This is a genomic window from Paenibacillus zeisoli, from assembly GCF_003994465.1.
Classification (GTDB): Bacteria; Bacillota; Bacilli; order Paenibacillales; family Paenibacillaceae; genus Fontibacillus; species Fontibacillus zeisoli.
This window is the reverse complement of the sequence record NZ_RZNX01000009.1, coordinates 79397-102235: the sequence shown is the minus strand read 5'-3', so window position 1 is coordinate 102235 and position 22839 is coordinate 79397. Positions and strand designations below refer to the sequence as shown.

The window sequence follows — 22839 nt, the reverse complement described above, 5'->3', positions numbered from 1 at the left end:
TGCTCATTTAGGCAACAAATAGGTATGCCGACGCTCGAAGAGCAGGCTTGTTAGAAGTATGCTGGAATTATTGTTAGCATTAATTTAGGACCAATCCACTTTTAAGTAGAAGGATGCGATAGTCGTGAACAAACGCAAGGTTATTTTGTTTCAGGGAGATTCCATCACGGATGGCGGCCGCGGCCGTAATGACGATCCTAATCATATCCTGGGACATGGTTATGCCTATCTTATCGCAGCCAAGCTGGGGTTGGAGATGGCCGAGCAGGAGCCTTACTTCGTCAACCGAGGCGTTAGCGGAGACCGTATTTCCGATCTGTATGCACGCTGGAACGAGGACGCAATCAGCATAAAGCCGGATATTCTGAACTTGCTGATTGGGGTGAATGATCTATGGAGATGGATCAGCGGCGAAGCAAGTGGGGTTACAGACCGGTTTGAACGGGCCTACCAGCATCTGCTTGAGGAGACAGCCGAGGTGCTGCCCGAGGCGAAGCTGGTACTCTGTGAGCCTTTTATTCTTAGAACGGGTGCAACACTTGAGAAATGGGATGCTTGGGAGCAGCGGATCACTCAGTATCAACAGATCGTCTGCCAGCTCGCTGACCGGTTCGGAGCCGTCCATGTACCTTTGCAGAAGATTTTCAACGAGGCATGCCAGAGAGCGGATGCAGACTACTGGATTTGGGATGGCGTTCATCCAACGGCAGCGGGACACGCTTTGATTGCGGAGCAATGGCTAAACATAGTTCGGCAGCACGAGCTGTTGAAGAACTAGCTTCGCAAGTCTTAGTTTTCCACCTTTACGACACAGGTAATTTAAATATCGGTAAGAGGCGGGTGTATCTTACGGGCATCCCTCATTCGGGCATATATTGCTGTATAAGTCATATATGAGGAGATGGATAAGAAGTGCCATTCCGAAGAATTCAAAGCAAATTGCTCAAGGATAGGACGATGCGGAGATCCCCTTTGCTTCGCCGTCATCTTCCCGAAACCCGTCCTTATCATCCTTATGTCCTTAAGAGAATGCTGAATCAACACTCTACCGTATTTGTTAAGCCTGATACGGGCAGTCAGGGCAGGGGGATAGTAAGATTAAAGCGGATAAAGAATAAAGGTGTTCATATTTCATGGGGACTAAATAATAGGAAAGTAAGCCGGAAATTCGTCATTCGCGAACTTCATCAACGGCTTAGTCCTTATCATTCTTATTTAGTACAGCAGGGTCTTCACCTCACCAAGTATCATCATCGGCTGGTTGATATTCGTGTCTTTCTTCAGAAGCCCGGAACCAAATGGCTGATCTCGGGTAAAGTAGTTCGGGTTGGAGCTGCCGGGAGGTTTGTGACCAATTACAGCCAAGGGGGAAGGCCGGTTCATCTGCCTAAAGTTCTGAATTCCATCTATCACCATAATCCGCAGAAGGTTCATAGAACCATCCAAAAGATCGACCAGATCGCATACCATGCGGCAGCTGCTTTGAATCGCAGATTCCCTGGAATTCGTGTTCTTGGAATTGATATTGGACTTGACCGTTCAGGCCGGATTTGGATTATAGAGGCGAATACTAGACCCGGGACCCAACTTTTTAAGAATTTGGGAGATCAGTCGATGTATCATGCCATTGTCACAAGACGTGAGCTCATAGATCGCCAGTATAAAGGCCGGAGAAGGAAATAGATTTTATTAACTCCTTGATTATTTATGATAACATCTATAGAATAAGGTCTCGCGAAGTTGCGAAAGGTTTGGCCTGTAAGCATGAGAGTCTATATTAAATAAGGGTGAATTCTACGTTGAGAAATATATATCTAGATCATGCAGCCTCCACTCCGATTCATCCGGAGGTGGCGGAGGAAATGCTGCGGGTCATGCAGGGACAGTATGGAAATGCATCCAGCATCCATGCATTCGGCCGGGCAGCCAAACGTACAGTCAATGGGGCACGGGATATTCTCGCTGCCTCTTTGCACTGCCGTCCTGATGAACTGGTGTTCACCGCCGGCGGGACGGAAAGTGATAATTTGGCCCTCTTTGGAGTGGCGGCCGCCAGCAAGAAGAAGGGTAGACATATTATCACCACTGCAGTAGAGCATCACGCTGTGCTTCATGCTTGTCACCGTCTGGAGGAGAATGGATACAAGGTCACATATCTGCCCGTAGATACCCATGGATGGGTGGATCCTAATCAGGTTAAGGAAGCAATTACAGATGAGACGATACTGATCAGCGTAATGTATGCGAATAATGAAGTAGGAACCGTAGAGCCGATTGTGGAGATCGGGGAAATCGCCCGTGAGCATGGGATTGTTTTTCATGTTGATGCTGTACAGGCGTTCGGTTCTCTGGAGATTTCCTGTGTAGACCTGCCCGTGGATCTCATGAGCTTCTCCGCTCACAAAGTCAACGGCCCCCAAGGCATTGGCGCACTCTATGTTCATCGGAACATTGCACTGGAGCCGCTTCTTTATGGCGGGCTTCAAGAGAGAAAGCGGCGTGCAGGAACAGAGAATCTGGCTGGAATAACTGGCTTTGCCAAGGCGGCTGAGCTCACGGTATCTCGTCTTCGGGACAAGCAGGCGGAGGATGAACAGATACGGCACCATTTCTTGGCTGCTCTTGAGCGTTATGTAGGGAAGGAGCATTTTGTACTTAATGGGCATCCCACATCGAGACTAGCTCATATCGTGAATGTCAGCTTCCCTGAAGTGGGAACGGAGACCATGCTGATGAACCTTGATATGGAGGGGATTGCGGTCGCGAGCGGCTCTGCCTGCACCTCAGGCTCGCTTGAACCGTCTCATGTACTTGAGGCTATGAAAGTTCCAGAAAATGTTTTACGTTCTGCGATTCGTTTCAGCTTTGGTTTGGGTAATACTAATGAAGAAATGGAATACGCGGCCAAAAAAGTTGGAACCATTCTGGACCGTATACGTAGTGGGAAATAAGGTCTTCGTTCTTTTTACTACTAACCGGCAGGGAGCGTGTCTTCGTTTTCAAAGGTTAAGGAGGGATCTAGGGCCATGAGACTTCAAGAATTAATTGGTTTATCCGTATTTGACGTTGAGGAAGGCAAGCAAATCGGGAAGGTTCTGGATGTCCTTCTAAGTAGTGACTGGAAGATCGAAGGGATTGAACTGGAGAGCAAAGGCCTCTTCTCGTCCAGTATCAAGGCAGTACTATGGGAAGATATCGTCGCTTATGGCGAAGATGCCGTAATGATTCGTAATCAGCAGGCTGTCCGTAAGATGGAGGCCGAGAATATACAGCTAACTTTTGTCCTGGGTAACAGCAAGCTTAGGGAGCTTCCAGTTCTTACTAGCGATGGGGTTATGATTGGGCATGTAAGTGATGTTTATTTTGACCAGGAACTGGGAAACACAATAGTAGGATTGGAAATTAGTGATGGGTTTATTTCCGATCTGATGGAGGGCCGTAAATGGCTGCCTTTCACTTCAGAGATGACCAAAGGTGAGAGCGCAATTATTGTGCCTCCGCTAAGTGAAGAAAGGCTTGAAAAAGGGATTTATACTGCTAACGAATAGGTGTGATACGATGATGAAATGTCCAAATTGTAGCTCAAAAGATATAGGCAAGATTGGTTCTCACCAGTTTTATTGCTGGGGCTGCTTTATTGAACTAACCGTGAACGGGGAGAAAATGTCCGTGTATCAAGTTGAGGAGGACGGAACACTGAGTTCTTTGGATGATCTGTTCTTTGGCGAGGAAATGGTTCAGGACTTTCCTCATATACACGCATCTTCTTAAGGATTTCCGTTCCTTGTACATATGAGATCCTTTTAGCCGCTTAGCTTGGTGGGCTCCTTGAGTGGAGCTTTCCGGGCAAGCGGCTTTTGTTTTTCGCTTTTTGATCTAACTTGTCCCTTCACCCGATTATTTTCCATTGCCTGCGCATATACTCTCTACATACATACAGCCAGTCCGTCTAGAGGGAGGGAATACGAATGGAACCATTCTGGAACAGCAAGATGTTCCGCTATGGCCTATGGGTACTGCTGGGACTTATCATTGTATACTTCCTGTGGCTGCTCAAGCCGGTTATTGTACTTTTCTTCAGCTTCCTGAAGGTGATCTTTGCTCCATTTGTCATTGCCTTGATTATTTCCTACGTGCTGAATCCGATCGTCAAGCTGCTTGGAGAACGTAAGGTTCCCCGCACTGCAGCGGTACTTCTGATTTACGCTGTATTTCTGACGAGCCTTGCGGTCATTCTGGCCAATATGATCCCCATGTTCATGAATCAGCTTCAGGAGCTTGGTGAGCATCTGCCTGAGCTTACGCTGCATACTCAACAGATCATGAACAGCTGGGATACTTCTTTTTTGCCGAATGGGGTACGTATGGGGATGAACAACTGGTTTTTTCAATTTGAACAAAAGCTCGCAGCCGGAATCTCTGATTTCATGAATAATATAGGAGCGACGATTGGCGTGATTTTTAATGCGTTCATCATTCCGTTTCTTATTTTCTATATGCTAAAAGATTTCGAAGTCATCGAGCGGATGATTATCACCTATCTCCCGCATACAAGACGCAAATCAATCGTGCTGCTGATGAAAGAAATTGACGAAGCGCTGGGAAGCTACATTCGGGGTCAGCTCTTGGTATGCGTCATTATTGGAACCTTTGCTTATATTGGGTATATGATCATCGGAATGCCTTACGCGCTTCTCCTTGCCAGTGTGGTGGCGCTCTGCAATATTATTCCCTATCTTGGCCCTTTCCTTGGTGCTGCTCCAGCAGTACTTATGGCCTCGGCCATTTCATGGCGAATGGTTCTGATGGTGATTGTGGTCAACACAATTTGCCAGCTGCTTGAAAGTAATGTGATATCCCCGCAGGTTGTAGGACGAACGCTTCATTTGCATCCGATGTTTATTATTTTTGCTTTGCTTGTTGGCGGAGAGATTGCTGGCATCCCGGGTCTAATTCTGGCTGTTCCCTGCTTTGCCGTTCTTAAGGTAGTTATTCAGCATTTCTATGCCTATTATGTCCGCAGAAAGACGGTGTAGAGCCAATTGACAGCGTGACATGGGGCTTATATACTTGAGTGTATATGTCAAATCGTTGATGAGATAAAGTACGTCCAGGCCCGGATTCCCCCAGAGAGAAGGTTCCTTCGTTAATTTAGGTGCACAGCATCTGAGTGACGATGGGTGAGAGAACCTGAATTTCGGTTGTGCGGAAAGCAGATCTCAGAGAGCGGGCCAAATCCGCCGGATGGCTTTCGTTAACAGCCAATCAAGGAGATCGTTCTTAAGTTCCCGGATAATCCGGAAGACCAAGAGCGGTAACCAGGGTGGTACCGCGAGTTCATCGTCCCTGATATTCAGGGGCGTTTTTTGTTTTTTTATATAAACGTTTAGGAGGCTGTCCCATTATGAAAGCAAGTGAAATTCGCGCCAAATGGCTGCAATTCTTCTCATCCAAAGGACACAAAATTGAACCGAGTGCATCGCTCGTCCCGCATAACGATCCCTCCTTGCTGTGGATTAATGCCGGTATGGCACCGCTTAAGCCTTATTTTGACGGCCGTGTAAAGCCGGAGAACCCAAGGCTTGCGAACTCGCAGAAATGTATCCGAACCAATGATATTGAGAACGTGGGTAAGACCCGCAGACACCACACTTTCTTTGAAATGTTGGGTAACTTCTCCATCGGAGATTATTTCAAAGAAGAAGCAGTAACTTGGGCTTGGGAATTCCTGACCAGCAAAGAGTGGATCGGCTTCGATCCTGAGCGTCTGTCTGTAACGGTATATCCGGAGGATGAAGAAGCGTACAAGCTGTGGAACGAGAAGCTGGGTCTGCCGGCGGAGCGAATTGTGAAGCTGGAGGACAACTTCTGGGATATCGGCGAAGGACCTTGCGGACCTTGTACGGAAATCTTTTACGATCGCGGAGAAGCTTATGGTGATCTGTCTGATCCCGAATGCTACCCTGGTGGGGAGAACGAACGCTTCCTGGAAGTATGGAATGTCGTGTTCTCTGAATTCAATCATAACAAGGACGGCTCCTATACACCGCTCCCGAACAAGAATATTGATACGGGCGCAGGTCTTGAGCGTTTTGCTTCAATTCTGCAGGATGCTGCTTCCAACTTCGATACGGATCTTTTCCAGCCGATCATTGCCAAGACAAGTGAAATCGCAAAAGTGAAATATGGTGAAAATACGGAGAACGATGTGGCCATGAAGGTCATTGCCGATCATATCCGTACCGTATCCTTTGCAGTTGCTGATGGGGTTCTTCCATCGAATGAAGGTCGGGGTTATGTTATCCGCCGCCTGCTTCGCCGTGCAGTTCGTTATGGCAAGATGCTAGGTCTGGATCGTCCGTTCATGTTCGGACTTGTCGAGGTGGTAGGCGAGATTATGGGCAGTTACTATACTGATGTAGTGACTAAGCGGGAGTTCATCGAGAAGGTCGTTCGTACGGAGGAAGAGCGTTTCCATGAAACCCTTTCGGATGGTTTGGCCATTCTTGCCACGATCAGCGAGGAAGCTAAGTCAGCCGGCAGCAAAGTGATCAGTGGACCAGATGCGTTCAAATTATATGATACCTACGGCTTCCCTCTTGATTTGACTGAGGATTATGCAGCCGAGCATGGATTAGGCGTAGATCGTGAAGGTTTTGAAGCCGCGATGCAGCAGCAGCGTGATCGTGCCCGTGCTGCTCGTCATGACAACGAAAGTATGAAGGTTCAGGGCGGCGTGCTCTCTGACTTTGAGACTAAAACCGAGTTCGTTGGATATAATGAGCTTGTTGCAGAATCGAAAATTGTTGCCATCGTTGTTAACGATGCTTTTGTAGACATGGTATCTGAGGGTGAATCCTGTCAGATTATTCTTGAGCAGACTCCATTCTATGCGGAGAGCGGCGGACAAGTCAGTGATAAGGGCGAGATCCGCAATGCTTCTGGTAATGCCAGAGTGGAAGGGCTGTTTAAGGCTCCGCACGGTCAGTTCGTTCATATGGTTACTGTACAGTCCGGTGAACTGCGTACAGGAGAGTCGGTAACTGCAGCTGTTGACCGCGGTCTGCGCTCTGATATTATCAAGAACCATACCGCTACGCACCTTCTTCATAAAGCGCTGAAAGAGACTTTAGGAGATCATGTGAACCAAGCAGGTTCTTTGGTTGAACCGGGTCGTCTTCGCTTTGACTTCTCTCATCTGGGCAGCATTACACAAGAAGAGTTGTCGACAATCGAACAGCGTGTTAATGAACAGATCTGGAACAGTCTCGATGTAAATATTGAATTGAAGCCTATTGATGAAGCGAAAGCCATGGGAGCCATGGCCTTGTTCGGTGAGAAATACGGCGACGTGGTCCGGGTTGTTCAAGTTGGCGGATACAGCCTAGAACTGTGCGGTGGATGTCATGTCGAGAATACCTCGCAGATTGGTCTCTTCAAATTAATCAGTGAGAGCGGAATTGGCTCGGGTGTACGCCGGATTGAAGCAGTTACCGGTCGTCAGGCTTATGAATATATGGATGGCCAGCTTGATGTTCTCAAACAGGCTGCATCCCTGCTCAAATCTCATATAGGTGAAGTTCCAAAACGGATTGAGGCTCTGCATCAGCAGGTGAAGGACCTTAGCCGTGAGAACGAATCCCTGCAAGGGAAGCTTAGTGGAATTGAAGCGGGCGCACTGACAAGTCAGGTGAAGACGGTTGGTAGTACCCAGCTTCTTGCAGTACAGGTCCAGGCTAATAGTATGGATGCTCTGCGTACACTTGCAGATGAATTGAAACTTAAATTGCCAGAGGCCGTAATTGTATTAGGGGCTGCCGTAGAAGATAAAGTAAACTTTGTAGTGGCTGTACCTCAACAGGAAGTGAAGCGTGGACTCCACGCCGGCAAGCTGGTCAAGGAACTCGCAGCTCTATGCGGCGGAGGTGGCGGAGGCCGACCGGATATGGCTCAGGCCGGAGGTAAGGATGCATCCAAATTGGACGAGGCTCTCAAGCTTTCAGAGCAGCTTATTCAAGCCTCAGCGCAATAAAAAAATTCCATAATCAGGATACTTTCTCGCTTCAAATATTTCCTTAAGGGCTACTCAATATGTTATAGTTAAGAAGGCAGGCTGTAACGCTTGCAATTTCCCGCGGGCAATTGTTCGTAGAAGTGAGGTGTCATCTTGGACTCCATGGATAAAACAGTCAAGTTCAACGTCACAGGCGATGAGCATGAAGCTTCAGCTCAGGAAATTCTTTTGTCGGTATATGCAGCGCTTCAGGAGAAGGAATACAATCCGATTAACCAGATCGTTGGTTATTTATTGTCGGGTGACCCTGCATATATTCCGCGGCATAACAACGCTAGAAGTTTGGTACGTAAGAAAGAGCGGGATGAATTAATCGAGGAATTGGTTAAGTATTATTTAGCCGGTCATAGGTAAGCCGCTCTGTTCTACAGAAATAGGAGAACAGAAATGAGAATATTAGGCTTGGACTACGGGGACCGCAGAATCGGTGCATCCGTCAGCGATGCTTTTGGATGGACTGCCCAGGGGCTCGAGACGATCGAGCGCAGGGGTGACGAATCTGAACTGAAGCGGATTGCCGAACTTGTGAAGGAATACGATGCTGAGGAAATTGTCGTCGGACTTCCGAAGAACATGAACGGTACAGTAGGTCCCCGCGGTGAAATTTGCATGGAATTTGCCGATCGATTGCGGGAAATTCTAGGTTTACCGGTTCACCTTTGGGATGAACGGTTAACAACGGTCTCGGCACATCGAACGCTGCTTGAGGCTGATGTCAGCCGAAAAAAACGCAAACAGGTCGTGGATCAAATTGCTGCGACGTTGATTTTGCAAAATTTCTTAGATTCTAAGAGCAAAAGGTGAGGGTGATGGCAAATGGCTAACGATCGCATGAATAACGAGGAAGAACCGGAAATTATCTACATCCCTGATGAAGAGGGAAATGAAGAAGAATTCGAAGTGATTATGAAATTCGAAGTGGATGGTTCTGACGCAAAGTATATGATGGTCGTTCCTCTTGATTCCGAAGAAGAAGACGAAGATAGCGAAGAAGTGTATGCTTTCCGCTACGAAGAAGACGGTGAAGATCTGAAGCTGTTCACTATTGAAAGTGACGAAGAGTGGGAAATTGTTGAGGAGACCTTCAATACCCTGCTTGACGAATTGGGTGGTGAGGAAGAGCATGACTGAGTTTTCCGCTGAGCATGTGATTTGGAGCTCCCGAGTGAAGGAAGCCTTCGGACCTGTAGTTGAGCTTCAGGACGAGAAAGGGCACACCTCTTATTACCGTGTCGAGAAAGAATTCGATATCGGCGGCCAAGCCTATGCTGTTCTTCTTCCAGATGAAGATGGCAAGTCAGCAGAGCCTGAGATCCTTAAGATCGTTACCTCGCAAGAGGGCAGCCTGGAACTGGTTACCATTGATGATGATGATGAATGGGAGAATGTATCTGAGCTGTACGATGAGCTTACCTTTCCTGAGTAGTCTATACTCTTAAATTGATTAATCCTGCTTTGTTATAGCATTTTACAAGAAGAGCGGAATTTACCGCTCTTTTTGTATGGTATAGAGGAGTTGACATTTTTGAACAAACTAGGGCGACGGCTGGTCACCTTTTTTATCGTGATCTTAATCATACTAGGTGGTGCAGCTGTCTACACTTACAACCAGATGCAGCCTGTAAGCTCTTCTTCGGCGAGTGTGAAGGTGGAGATTAAGTCTGGAGCGGGAACGGCTAAGATAGCGGATCTTCTCAAACAGGAAGGGTTAATCAAGAACTCACTTATGTTCAAGGCATACTTGAAAATGAAGTCAGAGGGAGCCAAATTTCAGGCCGGAATCTATGAATTAAGTCCGGGTATGACCTATGACCAGATTATCGGAAAGCTTAACAGTGGCGATGTCGTGAAAGCGGACATGGTCCATTTTACGATACCTGAAGGTTATACACTAAAGCAAATGGCTGATAAATTAAGTCAGGAAGGTATTGTTAATAAAGATCAATTCCTTAAGCTTGCCAAGAATCCTTCAGGCATTGAAGTACCCGTGCTTCGGGAGTTCCCGGCTAGCGACAAACAGATCTACAGGCTTGAAGGATTATTATTCCCGGAGACCTATGAACTGAAGAAAGGCAGCAGTGAGGCCGATATTATTACCCGAATGCTGGAGGAGCTTCAGGCCAAGCTGGATAGCATTCCAGACTGGAAAGTGAAGCTTGAGAAGAGGAAGCTGACGCTTCCTGAACTACTCACAGTGGCATCACTTGTCGAGCGTGAGGTTGTGGTAGATCCGGAACGCAAAAAGGTAGCCAGCGTCATTTACAACCGCTTAGATAAAGGGATGAAGCTCGAAATTGATGCAACGGTCCAATATTTGCTCGGTAAGCCCAAAGAACGTCTGTTAAATAGTGACCTAAGAAAAAAGGACAGTCCATATAATACTTATTTGTATAACGGCCTTCCGCCAGGTCCCATTGCCAGTCCAAGTGTGAAGTCGATTGAGGCAGCACTCGAACCTGAGAATACCGATTATTTGTTCTATGTTACGAAGAAGGACGGGTCCCAGGAGCACTTATTTGCCAAGACGTACGCAGAGCATCTTAAGAATATTCAAAAAAGTAAATCTACAGTTAAATAAAACCGAGGTGTTTTTAAACATGATGGGGAACAAACCGGAACTTCTCGCAGCAGCGGGATCATTACAAGAGGTTAAGGAGTATATCGCTGCCGGGGCTAACGCGGTGCTGATTGGTGAGGAAAGGTTCGGAACCAGGCTGCCGGGAAATATGAATATTGCTGATATTAGTGAGGCTGTTCGTGCTGCCCATGCTGATCAGGCCAAGGTGTATGTAAGTGTGAATAATTTGATAAGCAATGAAATCCTGGACGAACTTTCGGGGTATGTTCAGGCACTGGCAGCAGCAGGTGTGGACGGAATCGAATTCGGCGATCCGGCAGTTCTGCGAGCGGTTCAGCAGTATGCTCCAAGTCTAAACCTGCACTGGAACGCGGAAATGACCTCTACCAATTATGCAACAGCAAATTACTGGGGCTCTAAAGGTGCTGTTCGAGTGTTGTTGGCACGGGAGCTGAATATGGACGAGCTTACTGAAATGAAGCCGCATCTCCAAATTGAGGCTGAAGTTCAGGTTCACGGAATGACGAATATCTATCACTCCAAGCGTAAGCTGGTACAAAGTTATATGACGCATCAAGGCCGTCCAGTCCAAGGGGAGAATCTGGGACAGGATCGAGGTTTATTTCTTATTGAGGCCGAGCGTCAGGATGAGAAATTCCCGATTTTTGAGGATAGCAACGGCACCCATATTATGAGCTCGGACGATATCTGCATACTAGAGGATCTTCATATTCTACTAGGAGCAGGGATGGACTCACTCAAGATTGAGACCATACTCAAGCCGATAAGTTATAATCGCACAGTCATCCAGGTATACCGGACAGCGATCGATACTTATTTTGAAGACCCGGAAGGCTACGAATTTCAGGAGACATGGATGGATACGATTCGTGAAGTTCAAGACCCGGAGCGCGAGCTTTCATTCGGATTCTTTTACAAAGAACAGGTGTATTAAGGGGGAACGAAATGCATACAACAGAGAAGCACACACCGAAATTTACAGGCAAACGTCACCGCTTGGACAAGCCGGAACTGCTGGCACCGGCAGGGAACCTGGAGAAATTAAAATTTGCCATTCATTATGGAGCAGACGCCGTATACATCGGAGGTCAGAAATATGGACTTCGTTCCAACGCGGACAATTTCAGCTTCGAGGAAATGAAAGAAGGCGTTGAGTTCGCGAAGAAATATGGAGCTAAAGTATTCGTGGCTACCAATATTTACGCTCATAACGAAGATATAGCCGGAATCGAAGAATACTTACGTAATCTGCATGAGGCTGGGATCTCTGCAATTATCGCCGCTGACCCGATCATTGTAGACACGGCGAGAAGAGTAGTGCCCGAGTTGGAAGTCCACTTAAGCACACAGCAATCTACGCTGAACTGGCAGGCTGTACAGTTCTGGAAGGAAGAAGGGCTGCCCCGTGTTGTGCTTGGCCGGGAGACCAGTCTTGAAGTAATCGCAGAAATTAAGAACCATGTTGATATTGAAATAGAGGCATTCATTCATGGAGCAATGTGTTCTTCCTACTCCGGACGTTGTGTATTGTCGAATCATTTCACTGATCGGGATTCCAATCGGGGAGGCTGCTGCCAATCCTGCCGATGGAAATATGATTTGTTCGAAGACGGACGCCCTGAAGAAGTATGGGTCTCTGAAGAAGAAGCCAAGGAGAGCCGGGTTCTCCAGCAGTTTAATCTGGGTGTGAATCAGCATCCGTTGTTCAGCGAAGAGGATAACGCCTTCACGATGTCTTCCAAAGATTTGTGTATGATAGCTCATATTCCCGATCTCATTGATGTCGGGGTGGACAGCTTCAAAATCGAAGGGCGCATGAAGTCCATCCACTACGTAGCTACGGTCGTGAACGTATATCGTCAAGCGATTGATGCCTATATGGCCGATCCTGACAATTATGTACTTAGACCTGAATGGGTTGAAGAGATGAATAAAGCGGCGAATCGCCCTTTAAATACGGGATTCTTCTATGATACACCGGATCATGAAGATCATATTTATGAGCCTGAAGAGAAGGCCGCTCCTTATGATTTTGCAGGGCTTGTACTGGAGTATGATGAAGAGAGTAAGATGGCTACCATTCAGCAGCGCAACCATTTCAAGCCTGGACAGGAAGTCGAGTTCTTCGGACCTGGAGGCTCTGTATTCAAACAGACGGTTGGGCAGATCTGGGACGAGAGTGGCAATGAATTGAATGCTGCTCGGCATCCGCTTCAACGGATCAAACTTAAGGTTGAGCAGCCGGTACGGTATTTTGACATGATGCGTAAAAAGAAGTGAAATCTATTTTTAGACTCTTCCTCAATTTTTTGAGTAAAGGGTCTATTTTTTTTACGTAAACCTGCCGATAAAAGAAATAGGTCCTTTCATAACATCCCATTATACTAGGAATTACTTCCAATATTATTGAGAAAAAATAGGCTATATGATACGATCTAGAGAAATTAATGGTAGGACTGATTAACCAGTGGGATGTCTTTAAATATGAAACTGGCGGGGGAAAGAATATGAAAATAGGTCCGAAGAAGGATAAAAAAGAAAAAGCTATAGCAAATACTAGAAATAATAAAATTCTAGGGCTTAGCAGGAAAGCGGTTACAGGTGTTCAAAACATTAAGCTGGGTCCACTCGATCCTTCCAAATCAGTAGGGGTCCGTCTATTTTTAATTTTCTTTGTCGCAACAATGTTTTTTGTGCTGACTCTCGGTATTGTATCTTACCAGATGGCCAAGAGTACGATTGAGAATACCGCAAAAGATGCGAATCAACAGACCATAATTCAAACTTCAGAGAAGCTGGATATCATTCTTAAGCAGTACGAGGACGGGCTTCAGCAGACTTATCTGGATACAGATATCCAGAGCGCTCTGGTATCCATTGGCAAGGGCGCTAGTGACTATGACCGGTTCTCTATTTTCAATGCCATCTCCAAGAAATTCAACAACTGGGTATTCTCTACGAATGGGATTCAAGGTGTGTACATAATTCCGATCGATGGGTCATTTAGAGGAATTAGTGCAGGGACCGTTGATCAGCAGCTTCTGGCTGATATCAAGTCGAAGTATCCGGGTAAAGAATTCTCCGATCGAGGAATTACCAAATGGGTGAGAGTTGATAATTTCGAAGGAGCTAATATTGAGCCTGTATTCCGTGTTATCAAGACTATGACTACAATTGGCGGTGGAAGTAAGAACTATTATTTGATTGCTGACATCAAGACTCAGGTGCTCTCCGATCAATTGAAGAAAATCAGTCTCGGTGACGATTCCGAACTTCAGTTGCTGTCTCCTGACGGTTTGGTCGTCGCTTCTTCCGATCAAGCTGAAAATAACAAGAAAACAGAATTTCCAGCTCTAACTGGAGAAAAGGCTAACTCGGGAACCTTATTCACTAAAGATCAAGATAAGCAGCCGGTGCTGGCTGTATACAACACCCAGGTCACTTCAGGCTGGAAGCTGGTAGGCATTCTGCCCACAGCCAACTTGGTTAAGGATGCTAAAGGGATTCTGGTTACCACTTTCATTTCAGCTGTAATTGTTGCCCTGATTGCCATACTTATCGGGATCTGGATGGTTAGAATGATTGCCCGTCCGCTTGGGAACATGAAGAACTTAATGCAAGAGGGTGCGAAAGGGAACCTAAGTGTTCGGGTAGCACATAAGTCCAGAGATGAGATTGGTCAGCTTGCATTGAGCTTCAATATGATGATGGAGCATATTACCGAGCTTGTTAAGCAGACAAATGCTTCCGCTCAAGAAGTACTGGATACAGCTACTGAACTGAGCCAGGCTTCAGACAAAACGGCACTCTCCGCCAAGGAAATCGCTATTGCTACGGAAGAGATTGCGAACGGGGCAGGCAGCTTGGCTAATGAAGCTGAGCGTGGAAATGCTTTGTCAGAGAATATTTCCAATCAAATGTATATCGTTATTGATGCGAACCAGTCGATGCAGGCTTCTGCGCGTGAAGTGGAGAAGTCAAGCCACTTGGGTACAGAATATTTGAACAACTTGATGAGCAAAACAAATTCTACAGCTGAGATTACTCAGGCACTTAGCCAGAAGGTAGATTCGCTAAAGAACAGCACATCATCAGTACTTAAAGTGTTGGAGGTTATGCAGAATATTACGAAGCAGACCAATATCCTATCGCTTAACGCAACAATTGAAGCAGCAAGAGCGGGAGCAGCTGGTCGAGGATTCATGGTTGTGGCTGACGAAATTCGCCAGTTAGCCGAGCAATCCCGTCAATCGATTACAATGGTTGCGGAGATTACGGACCAGATTCAGGATGAAATGAATCAGACCGTTACTGCTTTGGCCGCTGCGAATCCATTGTTTGCAGAGCAGATCAGCTCGGTGAAGGAGACGAATGAAATATTCGTATCCGTTCAACAGCAAATGGAGAAGTTCCTGAATCAACTTGGCTCTGTAACAGAGTCCATCGACGCACTGAATCAGTCGCAAACGGTCCTCTCGGATGCCATGGCCAATGTTAGCGCCGTTGCCGAAGAATCTTCAGCTACCTCGGAAGAGGTTGCTTCACTCAGTAACGAACAGCAAAGCGTAGGTCAACAATTGGTTCAATTGTCCAATAAGCTCAGTAATGTTTCGAATGGCTTGAAAGAGTCTCTCTCGAAATTTACAGTCGAATAAATTTAATTCAAACTCACAGCCATACTTACCTTAATCGGTAGGTATGGCTGTTTTCTTTTTTTAAAACCGCTGAGTAATCATCATGTCCCAGGAAATAATAGGGTTAGATCTTCAGGAAATGGGGCGGGTTTGCATGTCTCTGATTCATAAGAAACGAATATTCTATAGTATGTTAATACTCACCTCAGCCCTCGTAATCCTGATGTTCAGACTCGGTTACTTGCAGCTTACAGCTAACAGTAAGCATTGGACCCGTGGAGGACACAGTTTAAATGAAATGGCAGTACGGCAACGCCGACTCGGAATAGAGCTTGATCCGGGACGGGGACAATTTACCGATCGTGAAGGGAGAATGCTGACAGGTAAAGTTATCTGGACCCCTATCCTATTTCCGGTAAGTCCTAAGCCTGATAAGCATAAAATATCCCAATTGGCAGTGTTATTACAGACAACCCCTGCTGAATTGGCTAAGAAATGGGCTGACATAAAACAGCCAATGCCTTGGCAAGATAGAGAAGGCATAGAGCCATTTAAGCTCAGCCCTTCAAAAATACAAGCTTTGTCAGGGCTTAAAATACGTGGAATTGAAGCACTCCCCTTAGTCAAGAGATACATGACTGGTGTCTCAGGGAGCCAGTGGCTCGGCTATGTCTCCGAGCAGCCAGATACGCTCAAGGGGCTGAATGCGGCTTATAATTTCTCTGCTCATCCTCTTCCTTTGAATTTGAAGGTAGGGGGGGCAGGACTGGAGAAAACATTTGACTCCTTTCTAAGAGGAGGCGAATCTACAGAGGCTTATGTAGCTGTAGACGGATATAAGAGGCCAATTGAGCAGATTGGAGCCCGAATTACTGGACCTGATAGTCCCTATTATCCTTTGCAGATCAGAACGACGATTAATAAGGATATCCAGAAAAGTGTTGAGCAGCTGACAGAGCAAAGTAAGCTTAAGGAAGGCGCCGTCGTGGTCCTCGATGTCCAGAATGGGGATATTGTGGCGATGGTATCAAGGCCCTTTTACAATCCAGAACACATTGATCTAATAGGGGGACAATGGAGTAACAGAGCTGTTAGAGCTAGTGTACCGGGCTCCATATTTAAGACGGTTATCGCTGCTGCTGCACTTGAAATGAAAGCGGCTGATCCACAGGAACAATTTATTTGTAAAGGTGATTATGGAAAGTATCATTTGTCCTGCTGGAAACAGGGAGGGCATGGACCAATTACATTTGAACAGGGGTATGTTAACTCCTGTAATACCGTATTTGCGGCTCTTGGGGAGAGGCTGTCCGCTATCCAGATTGAAGAGACTGCACATCGTATGGGGATTGGACGAAGTATCGGCTGGCAGGAGAAGAAATTTCTTGGTGCCTCGGATATAAAGCAAATTGATCAGGAAGAAGCCGGAAAGGTCTTTGACACAAAGGGAGCAATCCCTGATTCAGGTGTACGTGCTCAGACTGCAATTGGTCAGCGGGATGTTCTTATGACCCCCCTGCAAGCGGCGAACCTGGTTGTGACCCTTCTTCATGATGGGACTGTTCTGGCCCCGCGCCTGGTAAGAGAAATAAGATATGCCAACGGAAGTCTGCTGGCAACTTTACAGCCTCATAGTGCTGTCTCACCAGAGGGGAAGATCTCAGCGCGCACGGCCAGAACTCTACTTGGCTGGATGCGTGAAGTAGTGACTGAAGGTACTGGGAGAAAGCTGCGTGACCATATATGGGAACTTGCGGGAAAGTCAGGGACAGCCCAGGTTGTTCGTAATGGACAGAAATTGAACGACCAATGGTTCATCGGGTATGGGCCAGTAGGAAGACCGAGATATGCAGCAGCCGTACTTGTCCAAAGTAAAAAACCAGGAGCAAAGCATCAGGCGACAGAGCTGTTTTATGAGCTAATGGATATATTAGCAAAAAAACTCGCCTAAATTTTAACGTCATATGATAAAATAGATTAGATACAAGGTTATGGTGAGAAGAAAAGTGGGGAGAAGCGACATGGAGACTTTGCTGCTGTGGTTATTCTACATTTCAACGTTGTATGCCTTTATTCCAGGATTGATCAGCCGCATGTTCGGATTTCGTGTCTTTAGAAGAGGGAAGGGAGAGCATGAATTTGCCCTTACCTTTGATGATGGACCTGATCCGGTGTACACTCCGCAGCTGCTGGATCTTTTAAAGAAATACAATGCGAAGGCAACCTTTTTCGTTGTAGGTTCAAATGCGGAGAAGAACCCGGATATCATTAAAAGGATGTACGATGAAGGCCATCTTATTGGTATTCACAATTACGTCCATAAAACAAACTGGCTTATGCGCCCAGGTACAGTGAAGAAACAGATCCTTCGTACAGATAAGATTATTCATAAGATTACAGGATTCAATACGCACTACTATAGACCTCCATGGGGAATCGTGAATTTATTTGATTTCTCAAGGAAGAACGATATTCAAATCGTGTTGTGGTCTTCCATGTTCGGGGACTGGAGATACCGGCTTGGTGCGGATAGCTTGGCTCGGAGGATGCTGAATAAGCTCGCTCCAGGCGAGATATTCCTGCTTCATGATTGCGGCTCAACCTTAGGAGCTAACATGGATGCTCCAGTTCATATGATGATGGCGCTGGAACGTGTGCTCCAAGCTGCTGAAGAGCAGGGCCTGCGAAGTATTCGAATTGATGACATGATTGCCCAGTCCGGTGGCGCAGTGGCGGGATCAGGTTCAATCAATCGGTCAAGGGCTGCTAAGCCAGTTAAATTATCTTGGTTCAAGAAGGCCGTCGTATTCCTGTGGCTGCTGTGGGAGAAGATCTTCCATTTCGTATTTCAGCTCAAAACGACCAATAAGGAAGATCCCATCTTCCACTTCCGAACTCGTACGTATCACGGCAATCCGGTTGACATGCGCGACGGCAGCCGATTGGAGAAGGGGGATCAGATCCTCGAATTGCACTTTGATAACAAAAAGCTCTTTGAGATCGGTTCAACCTCCAAATCTACGGTACAGCTAGCGATACAGATGATTCGTGCGGTTGAAAAGACACTGCCCGAGCTTGCCCAGTATATAATCAAGCATCCTGAATTAGGGGAGATCAAGGCTCTGTATGGAGTAAGCATGATCAATCGTGGACCTGAGCAGTTTGGATTTACGGTAACTGATTTGCCTCAAGGATTCTTTGCTAAATCATCTACGGCCTATTTGAAGCTTCTTATGAGTGTTATTCATCCTGCTGGGCAGCAGCGCTTAAAGCGTCATTCCGAGCAGTTAATACCCAAGCTGATTGTCATGCCTATTAATTTATTACTCAGCCGATTTGCGGTGAGTGGATCACATCGCCAAATCACCGAGCTGGATAATGAACCTACGGAGCCGGCACTTGAAGCAACCATCTCTTACTAATACAAAACCCCTTCATCTTATGGATGAAGGGGTTTTTGTTATATTGATCTAATTAGATCTTCAGAACGCCGCCATTGCTTGCGTTAGTAACAAGTTTGGAATAGCGGGCCAGATAGCCAGTTTTCACTTTCGGCTCGAAGCCCTGCCACTTAGAGCGGCGGACAGCCAGCTCTTCTTCAGATACATGAAGTTCGATCTTGCGGTTGTTAAGATCAAGCTCGATAATGTCGCCATCTTCAACAAATGCAATCGGACCGCCCTCTGCAGCTTCAGGGGAGATGTGACCGATACTGATACCGCGGGAAGCGCCAGAGAATCGTCCGTCCGTAATCAGGCCGACCTTGGCACCCAGTCCCATACCTGCGATTTGTGAGGTAGGAGCAAGCATCTCAGGCATACCCGGTCCACCTTTAGGACCTTCATATCGGATGACAACCACATTGCCTTCTTTAACCTTGCCATTAGCGATTCCTTCAAGAGCTTGATCTTGGGAATCAAAGCAGATTGCAGGTCCTTTGTGGTAACCGCCAACAGATGGATCAACGGCTCCTACTTTGATAACGGAGCCTTCTGGTGCAAGGTTACCGTATAGAATAGCCAGCCCGCCGCGCTCGGAGTATGGATTGTCGATGGCGTGAATAACTTCAAAGTCCTGAATCTCGCAGCCCTCAACATTCTCGCGAATCGTCTTGCCGGTAACTGTAATCCGATCGCCGTGGAAGGCGCCTGGCTTCTTGAGAAGCTCGTTAATGACCGCACTCACGCCGCCAGCCCGGTGAACGTCTTCAATAAAGTAATTGGATGCAGGAGCCAGCTTGGAGATGTGAGGAACCCGGTTGGCAACTTCGTTAATTCTCTCCAACGGGTAATCAATGCCGGCTTCTTGTGCCAGAGCCAGGGTGTGAAGCACCGTATTGGTAGAACCGCCCATAGCCATATCAAGTGCAAATGCGTTATCGATCGCTTCCACGGTAACAATGTCACGCGGCTTAAGATCAAGCTTGATCAGTTCCATCAGCTGCTTCGCAGACTTTCTGACGAAATCACGGCGATCTTCGGAGATTGCCAGGATCGTACCGTTACCAGGAAGTGCGATTCCAAGTGCTTCTGCAAGGCAGTTCATGGAGTTCGCTGTGAACATTCCCGAGCAGGAACCGCAGGTTGGACAGCCGAATTGTTCAAGCTCGAGAAGACCAGCATCATCGATCTTACCTGCTTGATAGGCGCCAACGCCTTCAAATACCGAAGTAAGTGAAAGTTTGTTACCCTTGCTGTCTACGCCAGCTTTCATCGGGCCGCCACTTACGAACATTGTAGGAATGTTCACGCGCAGGGCTCCCATCATCATCCCTGGTGTGATCTTGTCACAGTTCGGGATGCAGACCATTCCGTCGAACCAGTGAGCGGATACAACCGTCTCAAGGGAGTCTGCGATAATCTCACGGCTTGGGAGAGAGTAACGCATACCGATATGTCCCATTGCAATACCGTCATCAACACCGATCGTGTTGAACTCGAAAGGCACACCGCCAGCTTCACGAATGGCTTCCTTCACGATTTTACCAAATTCCTGCAAGTGGACGTGACCAGGTACAATATCAATATAAGAGTTGCATACCGCGATGAACGGTTTGTTGAAGTCCTCTTCTTTAACACCGGCTGCACGCAGCAAGCTGCGGTGAGGAGCGCGGTCAAAGCCTTTTTTAATCATATCTGAGCGCATTTTTTTATCTGCCATGATGTCGGTTATCCCCCTGTATACTATATATTTTAAGAATGTAATCCGCTAAAGCTTTATATCAAAGTCTATCATATATAACATGTTTTTTCTAGCAATTCAGACGGGGTTATAATGGAATATAAAAGACTGACAGCCAAACCGGGGAAGGTTCGTATGTCAGCCGGGATTTGGAAAGCGCTTTAAGGACTGCGTAGGGCAGTCAAGCCAGGATTATTTGCTGCTGCTCTTGCTGCGGGCTTCGCCGCCTTTTTTACCGATTTGACGGTAGAAATCTTTGTCGTGGGCCTCGGAAGTAGCTTCGCCGCCCTTTTGTCCAATTTCTTGATAAAATTCACGGCTGTGATTCCTGGATGTTGCTTTCCCGCCTTTTTGACCAATTTCCTGGTAAAACTCCTTGCCGTGATTTTTGGCTGTAGCTTCGCCTCCCAAACGCCCTGCTTCTTCCCGACTCAGCTTACTTTTGTTGTTACGTGCCATCAAAAATCACTCCTTAGATTAGTTAGTTATTATTTGCGTTAATTTTTATTTACCACTTATCTGGAAACTGAAACATAAAATTCTTGTAATTGGAAAAAAGTTTTTAGTCTATCATCCTCTCTTTGTCACAGACCTGTAAGCGCTGTAAAATAAAATAAAAGTTGTTATTAGGAGGCAGACTATGCCGAATGTGAACATACAAGGACGATCCATACCTATCACAAGTATTCTGTTCGATAAGGATGGTACCCTCCTGGAGTTTCTGATGTTATGGGGACGATGGGCTGAAGCAGTGAATCGATCGATGACCGAGAAGCTGGCTCAATTGGACTTCACCCTTCCCGTGGGACCTGCGGGGCTGCTCGGCACCATCCAAGATGAGCAGGGGAGGGTAACCGGATATGATAAGACAGGTCCGCTGGCCATGGCCTCCGAAGAAGAGACACTGGGACTCCTCGCTTGGCAGTTATATGCTGCAGGTATCCCCTGGAATGAGGCAATCCGGCAGGTTCAAGAAATATGCAGCTCAGCTATGGATCAAGTCAGGACAAGTGGAGAGGTCCAGCCCATGGAAGGGCTAATATCCCTGCTTGATCAATGTAAGGCACTTGGAATTCGGCTGGCAGTGGTCACAACAGATAGCACTGAGAATGCACGTCAGCATCTGCAGGCGATGTCTATTGAGCATTATTTTGACTGTGTAGTAGGACGTGAAAGGGTTAAAAATGGAAAGCCGGCGGCAGATATGGTGGAGCTTGCATGTGCGGAGCTTGGTACCCTGCCGGGGGAGGCGGCTGTCGTTGGAGACAGCAATGCGGACATGCAGATGGGGAAGGCAGCTGGAGCTGCGATAACGATCGGTTATGGCAAGGGAGAAGAAGCCCGTGGATATCTGCTTGATGCCGATTACTTGATCTCCAGTTATTTGGAGCTGGTTATTGAACCCTAGGCTACGTAGAGTCTGACCTTAGGGAATTACAAGGATGGAATAGTAAAAAGATAGCGTATTAGGAGAAAGGTGAGGCGATGGTTATGGACGATATGAAGCTGGATACATTAACGAAATGGATCAGGACAAGCTCCCGGGTGGTCTTCTTTGGCGGGGCCGGTGTCTCCACAGAGAGCGGAATCCCCGACTTTCGCTCCGCGGCGGGTATTTATCAATCCGAGCATAATTCTCCTTATTCTCCGGAGGAAATATTAAGCCGGCGCTTTTTTGACAAGCATCCGGAAATATTCTATGACTTCTATAAATCCAAGATGTTACATCCCGAAGCGAAGCCTAATCCGGCTCACCTGCTTCTGGCTGGTCTCGAGCGGCAGGGCAGGCTTGATAGGGTCATTACTCAAAATATCGACGGGCTGCATCAAATGGCCGGCAGTACCCGGGTTCAGGAACTCCATGGTTCTATCCACCGCAATCATTGCCTGGGTTGTGGCCGATTCTATTCACTGAAAGACATATCCGGGAGTGAGGATGTAGTTCCAAGGTGTACAGCTTGCGGAGGAGTGATCAAGCCGGATGTCGTGCTCTATGGTGAGATGCTGGATGATGAGGTGATCGAGCAGTCGGTTGAAGCGATCCGGCAGGCAGACCTGTTGATTATCGGGGGGACTTCCCTAACGGTTCAGCCTGCTGCCAGTATGGTGACCTATTTCAGCGGAAAACATATGGTGCTCATCAATGCTTCCTCAACGGCCTATGACCACAAAGCGGATTTGTTAATTACAGATCCTATCGGCGCTCTGATGGGCAGCATTGCAGGGAGTCTGGATTTGTAAGTTGACTTTGCAAAGCCCTATCGGATTTAAGGAGCCTTGCAGGGTCACGGTCATTTGGTCCCAAAGAAAACGGTTTCTTGCCAAAGTGATATAGGCAGGCTATGATCTTA

General features: G+C 47.0%; 21 protein-coding genes. 19 read left to right on the top strand and 2 right to left on the bottom strand.

The annotated features are described in order from the left end of the window. Positions 1 to 124: 124 nt before the first annotated feature. From EJP77_RS17080 to EJP77_RS17000, 17 genes are all read left to right on the top strand, one after another. Complete coding sequence (locus EJP77_RS17080) at positions 125 to 778, top strand: SGNH/GDSL hydrolase family protein (protein ID WP_127200460.1); 654 nt, start codon at positions 125 to 127, stop codon at positions 776 to 778. Positions 779 to 912: 134 nt separating this feature from the next. Continuing rightward, a complete protein-coding gene (locus EJP77_RS17075) occupies positions 913 to 1683 on the top strand; it encodes a YheC/YheD family protein (RefSeq protein ID WP_127200459.1) in 771 nt (256 codons plus the stop codon). 116 nt (positions 1684 to 1799) lie between these two features. Beyond that, complete coding sequence (locus EJP77_RS17070; RefSeq protein WP_127200458.1) at positions 1800 to 2951, top strand: cysteine desulfurase family protein; 1152 nt, start codon at positions 1800 to 1802, stop codon at positions 2949 to 2951. A gap of 75 nt (positions 2952 to 3026) precedes the next feature. After that, positions 3027 to 3548, top strand: a complete 522-nt coding sequence (locus tag EJP77_RS17065; RefSeq protein WP_127200457.1) for a PRC-barrel domain-containing protein — start codon at positions 3027 to 3029, stop codon at positions 3546 to 3548. 13 nt (positions 3549 to 3561) lie between these two features. Next, on the top strand, positions 3562 to 3771 hold the full coding sequence (locus EJP77_RS17060; RefSeq protein ID WP_185897386.1) for a hypothetical protein: 210 nt from the start codon (positions 3562 to 3564) through the stop codon (positions 3769 to 3771). 197 nt (positions 3772 to 3968) lie between these two features. Beyond that, entirely contained in the window at positions 3969 to 5036 is a 1068-nt protein-coding gene (locus EJP77_RS17055; RefSeq protein WP_127200455.1) for an AI-2E family transporter, read from the top strand. 368 nt (positions 5037 to 5404) lie between these two features. After that, entirely contained in the window at positions 5405 to 8032 is a 2628-nt protein-coding gene (gene alaS, locus EJP77_RS17050) for an alanine--tRNA ligase (protein ID WP_127200454.1), read from the top strand. Between the two features lie 135 nt (positions 8033 to 8167). Continuing rightward, positions 8168 to 8428, top strand: a complete 261-nt coding sequence (locus EJP77_RS17045) for an IreB family regulatory phosphoprotein (RefSeq protein ID WP_127200453.1) — start codon at positions 8168 to 8170, stop codon at positions 8426 to 8428. Positions 8429 to 8461: 33 nt separating this feature from the next. Continuing rightward, positions 8462 to 8878, top strand: coding sequence for a Holliday junction resolvase RuvX (gene ruvX, locus EJP77_RS17040; protein WP_127200452.1), 417 nt, complete (start codon positions 8462 to 8464; stop codon positions 8876 to 8878). Between the two features lie 12 nt (positions 8879 to 8890). After that, positions 8891 to 9205, top strand: coding sequence for a DUF1292 domain-containing protein (locus EJP77_RS17035; RefSeq protein WP_127200451.1), 315 nt, complete (start codon positions 8891 to 8893; stop codon positions 9203 to 9205). Beyond that, positions 9198 to 9500, top strand: a complete 303-nt coding sequence (locus tag EJP77_RS17030; RefSeq protein WP_127200450.1) for a DUF1292 domain-containing protein — start codon at positions 9198 to 9200, stop codon at positions 9498 to 9500. The genes EJP77_RS17035 and EJP77_RS17030 overlap by 8 nt, the downstream gene beginning before the upstream one ends. 99 nt (positions 9501 to 9599) lie before the next feature. Further along, a complete protein-coding gene (gene mltG, locus EJP77_RS17025; RefSeq protein ID WP_425464261.1) occupies positions 9600 to 10652 on the top strand; it encodes an endolytic transglycosylase MltG in 1053 nt (350 codons plus the stop codon). Positions 10653 to 10674: 22 nt separating this feature from the next. Next, a complete protein-coding gene (locus tag EJP77_RS17020; protein ID WP_127200509.1) occupies positions 10675 to 11607 on the top strand; it encodes a peptidase U32 family protein in 933 nt (310 codons plus the stop codon). An 11-nt stretch (positions 11608 to 11618) separates the two neighbouring features. Further along, positions 11619 to 12953 (top strand): peptidase U32 family protein, encoded by a 1335-nt coding sequence (locus tag EJP77_RS17015; RefSeq protein ID WP_127200449.1) that lies wholly within the window; start codon positions 11619 to 11621, stop codon positions 12951 to 12953. Between the two features lie 227 nt (positions 12954 to 13180). After that, a complete protein-coding gene (locus EJP77_RS17010; protein WP_127200448.1) occupies positions 13181 to 15328 on the top strand; it encodes a methyl-accepting chemotaxis protein in 2148 nt (715 codons plus the stop codon). 277 nt (positions 15329 to 15605) lie between these two features. Further along, the gene (locus EJP77_RS17005; protein ID WP_342773032.1) at positions 15606 to 17258 is read left to right on the top strand and encodes a peptidoglycan D,D-transpeptidase FtsI family protein; all 1653 of its coding nucleotides are present in this window, start codon (positions 15606 to 15608) and stop codon (positions 17256 to 17258) included. A 70-nt stretch (positions 17259 to 17328) separates the two neighbouring features. Then, complete coding sequence (locus EJP77_RS17000; RefSeq protein ID WP_127200447.1) at positions 17329 to 18729, top strand: polysaccharide deacetylase family protein; 1401 nt, start codon at positions 17329 to 17331, stop codon at positions 18727 to 18729. Positions 18730 to 18781: 52 nt separating this feature from the next. On the opposite strand, the gene ilvD is transcribed toward EJP77_RS17000, so the two are convergent. Continuing rightward, the gene (gene ilvD / locus EJP77_RS16995; RefSeq protein ID WP_185897385.1) at positions 18782 to 20467 is read right to left on the bottom strand and encodes a dihydroxy-acid dehydratase; all 1686 of its coding nucleotides are present in this window, start codon (positions 20465 to 20467) and stop codon (positions 18782 to 18784) included. A gap of 213 nt (positions 20468 to 20680) precedes the next feature. Further along, positions 20681 to 20947, bottom strand: a complete 267-nt coding sequence (locus tag EJP77_RS16990; RefSeq protein ID WP_127200446.1) for a KGG domain-containing protein — start codon at positions 20945 to 20947, stop codon at positions 20681 to 20683. 181 nt (positions 20948 to 21128) lie between these two features. Here EJP77_RS16990 and EJP77_RS16985 point away from each other — a divergent pair, with 181 nt between their 5' ends. Together EJP77_RS16985 and EJP77_RS16980 are read left to right on the top strand one after the other, a co-directional pair. Continuing rightward, complete coding sequence (locus EJP77_RS16985) at positions 21129 to 21896, top strand: HAD family hydrolase (protein ID WP_127200445.1); 768 nt, start codon at positions 21129 to 21131, stop codon at positions 21894 to 21896. An 83-nt stretch (positions 21897 to 21979) separates the two neighbouring features. Continuing rightward, complete coding sequence (locus tag EJP77_RS16980; RefSeq protein ID WP_246021926.1) at positions 21980 to 22729, top strand: NAD-dependent protein deacylase; 750 nt, start codon at positions 21980 to 21982, stop codon at positions 22727 to 22729. Positions 22730 to 22839: the final 110 nt, after the last annotated feature.